Source organism: Gandjariella thermophila (assembly GCF_005405885.1).
Taxonomy (GTDB): domain Bacteria; phylum Actinomycetota; class Actinomycetes; order Mycobacteriales; family Pseudonocardiaceae; genus Gandjariella; species Gandjariella thermophila.
Window position 1 is genome coordinate 107,443 of sequence record NZ_BJFL01000016.1, and the last position, 6,887, is coordinate 114,329.

Consider the following 6,887-nt stretch of genomic DNA (forward strand, 5'->3'; position numbering starts at 1 on the left):
GTGTCCGAACAGCGGACATCCTGGGTTCCGGAGAGTGTCGATGTCGACGTACCGAGCGCCGCCCGGATCTATGACTACCTGCTGGGCGGCGGCCACAACTTCGCGGCCGACCGGGAGATCGCGCGGAAGTTCGAGGAGGCGCTGCCCGGGTCGCGCGAGATCGCCCGGCTCAACCGGGCGTTCCTGCGCCGCGCGGTGCTGTTCATGGTCGACGCCGGTATCCGGCAGTTCCTCGACCTCGGCTCCGGGGTGCCGACCGTCGGCAACGTGCACGAGATCGCCCAGCAGGCCGATCCGCGGGCGCGGGTGCTGTACGTGGACAACGAGCCGGTCGCGGTGGCGCACAGCCAACTCATGCTCGCCGACAACGACCGGGCCGCGGCGATCGAGGCCGACCTCGGCGAACCTGAGGCGATCTTCCGGTCACCGGAGACGGAGCGGCTGATCGACTTCACCGAGCCGCTGGGACTGCTCATGGTGGGTGTGCTGCACTTCGTGCCGGACAGCCGCGATCCGGGCGCGATCCTGGCCCGCTACCGCGAGCGGCTGGCCGCGGGCAGCTACCTGGCCGTTTCCCATTTCACCGCCGACACCAGGCCCGCCGAGATGGCGGCCATGGTGGAGGTGATGAAGCGCAGCAAGGACCCGATCTACCCGCGCAGCCGGGCGGAGTTCACCGCGCTGTTCGACGGTTTCGAACTCGTCGAGCCGGGCGTGGTGAGCACCGCGCAGTGGCGCCCCACGTCGCACGGCGACCTCGGCCACGGGCCCGGCCGCGAACAGATCTATGCCGGCGTCGGGCGGAAGGTGGCCGGCATCTGACGGAGGTGTCCGCCGCCCGCCGGAGTTATCGTGAACCATGGCCGGCACGGAGATGATCGTGGCTGTCAGCCGGTTCCCGGTGACCGAGGTGGAGCAACTGCCCGACGACCTGCGCGAGCGGGTCACGGCGGTCGCGGAGAAGACCGGGTTCGTGCCGAACATCTTCCGCGCGCTCGGTCACCGGCCGGACGAGTTGCGGGCGTTCCTGGACTACCACGAGGCGCTGATGGACCGCCCCGGCGGGCTGAGCAAGGCCGAGCGCGAACTCGTGGTGGTGGCCACCTCGGGGGCGAACCACTGCACCTACTGCGTGGTGGCGCACGGCGCCATCCTGCGGGTGCGGGCCAAGGATCCGCTGCTCGCCGACCGGGTGGCGGTCAACCCGTGGCGCGCCGAACTCGACGAGCGCGGCCGAGCTATCGTCGACTTGGCGCTCGCGCTGACCCGCGAGCCCGAACTGTTCGGCGAGGACCACCTCGTCGCGGCGCGGGATGCGGGCCTGAGCGAGGACGAGATCTGGCACGTCGGCGCGATCACCGCGCTGTTCGCGCTGTCGAACCGGCTGGCGCACCTCACCGCGTTGCTGCCCAACCCCGAGTTCTTCACGATGGGCCGGTAACGGCCGAACAGGAGTTCGCCGGTTCCCCGCCGGGCCGGAATAGCATCGGGGCGTGACCAGCACGGTGCCCGCGGAACTGTTGCCGTACCTGCGGCGGGCACGCGACCACATCGATCGGCACTACGCGCGGCCCCTCGGCCTCGACCAGTTGGCGGCGGTGGCCGGGCTGTAACGATTCCACTTCGCCCGCAGCTTCGCGGCGGCCTACGGCGAGACGCCGATCCGCTACCTCACCCGGCGCCGCATCGAGCGCGCCCAGGACCTGTTGCGCGGCGCGAATCTCACGGTGACCGAGGTATGCATGGCGGTGGGGTTCGCCAGTCTCGGATCCTTCTCGTCCCGGTTCACCCTGCTGGTCGGGGAGAGCCCGACGACCTACCGGAACCGGTGGGCGGTGCGCGGCAGACCACACGTGCCCGGCTGCTACCTGTTCATGCGCGGCGTGCTCGACCCGCGCGGCACGGCCGGCGCCACCGGAGCGGACCCGCGCGGCGACGCCGACGCGGATCGCGCAATCTGAGAGAAGCGCCCGCCCCGACCTCCTGCCTACGGTATTTCCTATGATCACGAACGTCTCCCTGGTCACGGTGTACTGCCTGGACCAGGACAAGGCCCGCGACTTCTACGTCGACGTCCTCGGCTTCCAACCGCGCACCGACATCACCGTGGGCGACGGCTTCCGCTGGCTTACCGTGAGCCACCCGAACCAGCCCGAGTTGGAGATCACCCTGATGACCCCGGGTCCGCCGCTGGACGCGGAGGCCGCCGAGTTCATCCGGCGCCAGTTGGAGAAGGGCCAGATGGGCGGCCTCGGCCTGCGGGTCGATGACTGCCGCAAGACCCACCAGGAACTGAGCGCCAAGGGCGTGGAGTTCCTGCAGGAACCGTCGGATCGTCCCTACGGGGTCGAGGCGGTGATGCGGGACAACTCGGGCAACTGGCTGGTGCTCGTCGAGCCCAAGGAGTTCACCGACGCGGACTTCGGCTGAGGCGGAGGCGGCGGGCCGGTCCGCGGTCAGGCGAGCAGTGCGATGGGGCGCCAGTCGAGCACGTCGCGGTCCCGCGGATCGCCGGCGGTTCGGGCCCGTACGCGCACCCGCAGGTGAGCGAGCGTCCCGCCGCCGGCAAGCGGCTCAACCTCGTCGACGGTCGCCGCGCCGTACAGCGTGTCGCCCTCGCGCACCGGTCCGGTGTGGTCGCACCCGTGCCAGCCCGCCACCGTGACCATGTCCGGGATCGCCCTGACCAACTGTGACATCGCGATCCCCACGGTGTGCCCCCCGTACACCAGCCGGCCACCGGGCCCGGCGAACGCGTCGTGGTGCACGCTGGCCAGATTCAGCGTCAACCGGGCAAGTTCCGGCGCGGACGACACCACGTCACCGCCGGTGATCCGCCACGCCGCTCCCGGCGAGACGCCGCGCCCGGTGGGAACGGCACGCCGGAACGCGTCCAGATCGAAGCCGGCGGCCAGCCCCGCCAGCACCGCGCCCGCCGGGGGAGCGCCGACCGCGTCCAGGTCGGCGTGCTGCCCGGTGTCCACTCCGGCACGGCGCATCGGCAGCATCGCGCACCGCCAGAAGTCCAGTACCGGCCGAGCCTGCTGGTCGGTTGTGGTGATCCGGAGGGCGGCGAGCCCGGTCGGTCTCGATCGGTTCTGCCGCAGCGCCACGACTTCGGTGCGGGTGTGCAGCGTGTCGCCCAGCACCGGCGCCCGGTGGAACGCCAGTCCCCGGTAGAACAGGTTCGCCACCACCCGCTGGGTGACCACCGTGGACTGTCCTATTGCGACATCCCATACGAGGCCGGGGTGCGCCATGGCGGTGCCGTCGCCGAGCACCGTGCGGCTGAGAGGTTCGTCCAGCGGAAGCCGCAGTCGGTCGCCGAGGATCATCTGGTGTACGGCGGCCTGACCGGTGGTCAGTGTGACCGCGGGGGCCTGGTCGAACACCTGCCCCACCCGGAGGTCGTCGAAATAGGGCCCGTCGACGGCATGGTCGGTCATGGCTCGGCGCTCCTTCCGCGGGTTCGCGCGCCCACGATCCTCGACCGGGCGCGTTCTCGTCGATGGCGTCGGGGCCGCGGCGCGGTCCCGTTGCCTGTCAGCACGGGCCGGCGACCACACCGTCGTCATAGAGCGCGCCGATCTCCGCCTGCCCCAGTCCGAGCACCTCGGCGAGCACCTCCTCGGTGTGCTGGCCGAGGGCGGGGGCGGGGAACGCCTCGAGGTAGCAACCCGCCCAGCGCAGCGGCGAGCGAGCCGCGATCGTCGGCCCGATGCCGGGCTGGTCCACGGAGGTGAGCACCGATTCGCCGCACCCGGCTCGGTGCGCGGCGACCACCTCGACCATGCCCCGGTAGCGGGCCCACAGCACGCGTGCCGCGTCCAACCGGTTCCGGACCTCCGAGAACTCGCGCGCCGCGAACCACGGTCGCAGGATCGCGGCGATCGCCTCCCGCATCTGGTAGCGGTCGGTTTCCCTGCTGAAGTCCGCGCCCGTCGCCTGCTCCAGCGCGGTGAGCACCTCGCCGGTCCCGGTGACCGTGCGCAGCGCTTGCCACTGGCCCGCGGTGAGCGCGACCACCATGATCCGCTCTCCGTCGTGGGTCCGGAAGTCCACCCCGAAGCTGCCGTACAGGTGGTTGCCGTGCCGGGGCCGCTCGGCACCCCGTAGCTCGGCCTCGGCCAGCCATCCCAGGTTCGCCACCCCGGCCAGGGCCACATCGGCCAGGGCGAGTTCGAGGTAGGCGCCGCGCCCGGTGGCGGTCCGCTCGTGCAGTGCGGCGAGCACGCCGGTCGCCGCGGTCATGCCGGTGACCAGGTCCCATGCCGGCACCACCTGGTTCACCGGCGCCGCCGTCTCCTCGCTTCCGGTGATCAGCGGGACGCCCACCTCGGCGTTGACCGTGTAGTCCACGGCGGGCCGGCCGTCGGTGTGGCCCTGGACGCGCACGTGGATGAGGTCGGCGCGGCGGGCGGCCAGCGCCGGGTAGGACAGCCAGCGCCGGCCGACGCTGTTGTCCACGAACACGCCCGCCTCCGGGCCGGGCGCCGTGACCAGCGCCATGAGCAGTTCCCTGCCGCGTTCCGTGCGCAGGTCCACGGCCGCCGACCGCTTGCCCTTGTTCAGCGCGGCCCAGTAGAGGCTGCTGCCGTTCGCCGCGATCGGCCAGCGGTGGTAGTCCGCGCCACCGCCGATCGGGTCGACCCTGATCACGTCGGCCCCGAGTTGCCCGAGTGCCATGCCGCACGAGGGACCGGCGACGAAGCTGGCGCACTCCACGATCCGCAGGCCGCCGAGCGGGCGGGCGCTCACCACCGCCACCCCCACCCGCTGCCCGCGCCGGGGTGAGCGCCGTGCTTCCCGGGTTCGGCGGTGGTCACGGTGGCCGGGGAGGTTGGTTCCGCCGCGGCGGGCGCCGCGGTTCGTTTCGGTGCCGCGCTTGACGTGGTCATTCGGATTCCTCTCGGTCGCACGCACACTGCGCGAGTGGTGCGCCGCGATCGCGGATGCCGGAGACAGCGCCGGCGCCAGACCTGGACCGGCGAGGCGCGGGCGGTCGATGAGCCCGCGTATGCCACCGGCCCCGGGCGCCGGTTCTCGGCGGCCCGCGGCGCGGTGGCTTGTCGGGTCAATGATCCGTGCGGGCACCGGGGCCCGCGACCGCTCTTCAGCGGATCACGACAGGGCCCGTTGGGCTGTGCGGTAGGTTGCCGCGGGGAGTCAGGTCCAGACGTCTCGGCCGGAGAGGTCCGGTCCACCACCGGGTGCCGAGCCGCGACTCGCGCCGGTGTGGCGCGGGATCAGGCCTGCTCCATCGCCTGGCCGACGCCGCGGGTCACCCGCGACCAGTGCTGGTCGGCGAGCAGGTGACCGCCGGCGATCACCAGCGCCACCGGCCAGTCGATCAACCCGAGGGCGGCGAGCAGGCCGAGGCCGGCGAAGTAGGCGAGCCGGTCCGGCGGCGGCATGGTGACCGGCCCGAGCAGCGGCAGTTCGAGCGCGCCGTCCTCGTGCCCGGTCGCGGTTGCGCGAGAGGTGTTCCGGGCCATCGCATACCTCCCTGGTGCGGCTATTCCCGGGTTCCCCACCGCGCGCCCCATACGCCTCCCGGGAAGCGATCGGGCGGCCACCGCTGTCGCGCCAGCCACCCGACCCCGCTGGGGCTACCGGTGGCGTGGATGCCTTCGGTAAGTTACATACTGACTGGTCGGTAACTTGACGGGAGGGTGTATACGGTGACCGCAGGTGAAGTGCGCCGCGGCGTGGCGGCGTCGTCGGAGGGCGTCGACCCGGCGCTGGCCCGCGAGACGTGGCGGCTGGTCGAGCCGCTGCACGCGATGATCTATTTCACGCCGGAGGCCCGTGACCGCTACGCCGAGCTGGGCCTGCGCGGCCAGGCGGGTTACTTCGCCTCCCGCGCGGCCGCGTTCGGGCGGGCCTCGGCCGAGACGGTGGTGGCGACCTTCTACAACTTCAGCCCGGCGATGGTCCGGCGCGCGATTCCGGCCGCGTGGGACATCACCGAGCCGGAGACGGTGCTCGCGGCGCGCCTGGCGGCCGTGGACGCCGCGCTGCGGCGCGTGCTCGGCCCGCTGCTGGAGTCACCGGAGGTGGCGGAGGCCGCCGACCTGGCCAGGCGGGCCGCCGAGGCGGCCGGCGAGCACCCGTCGGGCCGGCCGCTGTTCGCCGCGCACACCAGGCTCGACTGGCCGGATGAGCCGCACCTGGTGCTCTGGCACGCCCAGACGCTGCTCCGGGAGTTCCGCGGGGACGGCCACGTCGCGGCCCTGACCGTGGAGGGCATCGGCGGGCTGGAGGCGCTGGTGCTGCACGCCGCGACCGGCACGGTCCCGGTGGACTTCCTCAAGTCCAGCCGCGGCTGGAGCGCGGAGGACTGGGCGGCGGCCGAGCAGGAACTGCGGGCTCGCGGGCTGCTGGAGCCCGGTGCCGAGCTGGCCTTGACCGACGCCGGCCGGGCACAGCGCGAGTGGCTCGAGCACCGCACCGACCAGCTGTCCGTGCCCGCATACCGGGCGCTCGGCGTGGCCGGCTGCGTTCGGCTCGGCGAGCTGGCCCGACCACTGTCCCGCGCCGTCGTCGACGCCGGCCTGCTGCCCGGGTACCCTGCCCGGTCCTGAGCCCTCCGCATCGACGAACCGTGGCCGGTGGCGCGTGCCGCGGGTGACGAGACGCTCGCTCGGTCTCGTCCGTGCGACACGGCCGGCCGCGGTGCGCATCAGCCGGCGGATTGCCGGGTACTCGGCGCGCGGCGGGCACCGTGGCGCGGCCGCTCGGGCGGGTCCGCCACGCCGGCGGCAAGGGGGATTCCCAATGAAGTTGTCAAGTCATGGGGATGAGGCACCGTGAGTGGCTCAGGCTGCCGCGGTAGGGGGAACGGACTGGTAGAGGGCGCCGTCGCGCAGCATGGCCCACAGGACGTT

Annotated in this window: 8 protein-coding genes; 5 read left to right on the top strand and 3 right to left on the bottom strand. The window is 72.7% G+C overall.

Features of this window, described 5'->3' with window-relative positions; all coding sequences use genetic code 11:
- The 4 genes from FFT21_RS16460 to FFT21_RS16475 all read left to right on the top strand — a co-directional run bounded on the left by FFT21_RS16460 (position 1) and on the right by FFT21_RS16475 (position 2,430).
- Complete coding sequence (locus tag FFT21_RS16460; protein WP_137814754.1) at positions 1-822, top strand: SAM-dependent methyltransferase; 822 nt, start codon at positions 1-3, stop codon at positions 820-822.
- A gap of 52 nt (positions 823-874) precedes the next feature.
- On the top strand, positions 875-1,441 hold the full coding sequence (locus FFT21_RS16465; RefSeq protein WP_192909575.1) for a peroxidase-related enzyme: 567 nt from the start codon (positions 875-877) through the stop codon (positions 1,439-1,441).
- A gap of 220 nt (positions 1,442-1,661) precedes the next feature.
- Positions 1,662-1,961, top strand: a complete 300-nt coding sequence (locus FFT21_RS16470; RefSeq protein ID WP_307722944.1) for a helix-turn-helix transcriptional regulator — start codon at positions 1,662-1,664, stop codon at positions 1,959-1,961.
- A gap of 40 nt (positions 1,962-2,001) precedes the next feature.
- Positions 2,002-2,430 (top strand): VOC family protein, encoded by a 429-nt coding sequence (locus tag FFT21_RS16475; protein ID WP_137814755.1) that lies wholly within the window; start codon positions 2,002-2,004, stop codon positions 2,428-2,430.
- Positions 2,431-2,456: 26 nt separating this feature from the next.
- On the opposite strand, the gene FFT21_RS16480 is transcribed toward FFT21_RS16475, so the two are convergent.
- From FFT21_RS16480 to FFT21_RS16490, 3 genes are all read right to left on the bottom strand, one after another.
- Positions 2,457-3,446 carry a MaoC family dehydratase gene (locus FFT21_RS16480; RefSeq protein ID WP_137814756.1) on the bottom strand — a complete coding sequence of 330 codons (990 nt, stop codon included), beginning with the start codon at positions 3,444-3,446 and terminating at the stop codon, positions 2,457-2,459.
- A gap of 97 nt (positions 3,447-3,543) precedes the next feature.
- Positions 3,544-4,758 carry a CoA transferase gene (locus FFT21_RS16485; protein WP_137814757.1) on the bottom strand — a complete coding sequence of 405 codons (1,215 nt, stop codon included), beginning with the start codon at positions 4,756-4,758 and terminating at the stop codon, positions 3,544-3,546.
- Positions 4,759-5,246: 488 nt separating this feature from the next.
- Complete coding sequence (locus FFT21_RS16490) at positions 5,247-5,495, bottom strand: hypothetical protein (protein WP_137814758.1); 249 nt, start codon at positions 5,493-5,495, stop codon at positions 5,247-5,249.
- 186 nt (positions 5,496-5,681) lie between these two features.
- On the opposite strand from FFT21_RS16490, the gene FFT21_RS16495 reads away from it, so the two are divergent.
- Positions 5,682-6,584 carry an SCO6745 family protein gene (locus tag FFT21_RS16495; RefSeq protein ID WP_225978469.1) on the top strand — a complete coding sequence of 301 codons (903 nt, stop codon included), beginning with the start codon at positions 5,682-5,684 and terminating at the stop codon, positions 6,582-6,584.
- The last annotated feature ends 303 nt before the right edge of the window (positions 6,585-6,887 follow it).